The following is a 1,358-nucleotide window of genomic DNA, read 5'->3' as shown; positions in this document are numbered from 1 at the left end:
GTGCGGGCCGCGCCGAAGCGGGTGCGAGGGTCCTGGTGGCGACCGCGGGCTTCAGGTCGGCGGCCACAGGCGGGCGCTGGTCGGGCTTGGCGGGGCGGATCGCCGCGCGGGGCGCGACCGTGCCGGTGGTGGCCGGCTCGGTCGCCGCCGAGGGCACCGGGCCGCCGGGGGTGTCGAGCCCGTAGATGTCGTCGCGGAAGTGCACACGCCCGTCCGGCGTGGCGTAGCCGGTGAGATAGACGAAGGTCACCGGCACCGGCTTCACCAGCTTGAGGTCGCGGCGCTCGCCGTCGGCGATGGCCGTCTCGATCTCGATCGGCCCCCAGGCCGAGCCCGGCCCGTTCGGCCCCTCGACGCCCGAGAGCAGCCAGCCGACGAGCTCCTTCACCCCGCCGACGCGAACGCATCCGTGGCTGTGGAAGCGGACGTTGCGGGCGAACAGCGACTTCGAGGGCGTATCGTGCATGTAGACTGCGAAGCGGTTCGGCATGTCGATCCGCACCTGCCCGAGCGAGTTGTCGAAGCCGGAATCCTGGCGCAGCGTGTAGTTGACCGCCTTCTCGGTGTTCCAGTTCACTGCCGTCGGATCGACCTCGACGTTGCCGGGGCCGAGGATGCGGATGTGGTTCTTGGCCAGATATCCCGGCTCCTTGCGCATCCGCGGGATGATCTCGTTCTTCACCACCGAGACCGGCACCGTCCAGGTCGGGTTGAAGTTGATGTCGGTGATCCGCGTCTCGACGCTGGGCGTCGCCTTGTCGGGCTTGCCGACCACGGCGACGTAGCGGCGCGCGACCTGGCCGCCCTCAACCGCCTCGACGGTGGCCGCCGGGATGTTGACGACGACGTAGCGCTCGCCGAACGGGAACTTCGAGCCCATCAGCCGCGCCGCCGAAGCCGCGAGCTGGCGCTGGCGGACGGAGGCCGGCACGTTGAGCGCGGCGATCGTCAGCCGGCCCACCAGCCCCGATTCCGGCAGGCCGTGGCGGGCCTGGAACGCGGTCACCGCCGCGATCAGCGGCGGATCGAGCCGGTCGCTCGGGGGCGCGTCGGCGGGCAGGTCGCCGGTGAGGGTCAGGTGATGGCGCAGGCCTGGGATCGCCGGGTTCGACGCGCCCGGCTTGAACACCGTGGTCTCGGGTACCGGCGCCCAGCCGCCCGCTTCGGCGAAGGCCTGGTACAGGTCGGCGGCGCGCAGGGTCTCGGTGAAGGTCTTCTGCGTCAGCGTCGGCCGCGGGTCGGCGGAGACGGTGGCGTAGACCAGCTCCGGCTCGGGCTTGCGCTTGGCCGGCTCGCGCGCGGCAGCCTCCGGCGCAGGAGCCGCCACCGGTGCCGCCTGCGGCAGGGCGGGCACGGGT

The 1,358-nt window shown here is 72.5% G+C and carries 1 protein-coding gene; it reads right to left on the bottom strand.

Annotated features, from left to right (window positions below):
- On the bottom strand, window positions 1–1,358 hold a 1,358-nt coding region (locus FV229_RS26860; RefSeq protein ID WP_147754817.1), incomplete at both ends, for a L,D-transpeptidase family protein.

This window comes from Methylobacterium sp. WL120, assembly GCF_008039465.1.
Taxonomy (GTDB): Bacteria; Pseudomonadota; Alphaproteobacteria; order Rhizobiales; family Beijerinckiaceae; genus Methylobacterium; species Methylobacterium cerastii.
This window is presented reverse-complemented; position numbering and strand designations above follow the sequence as displayed.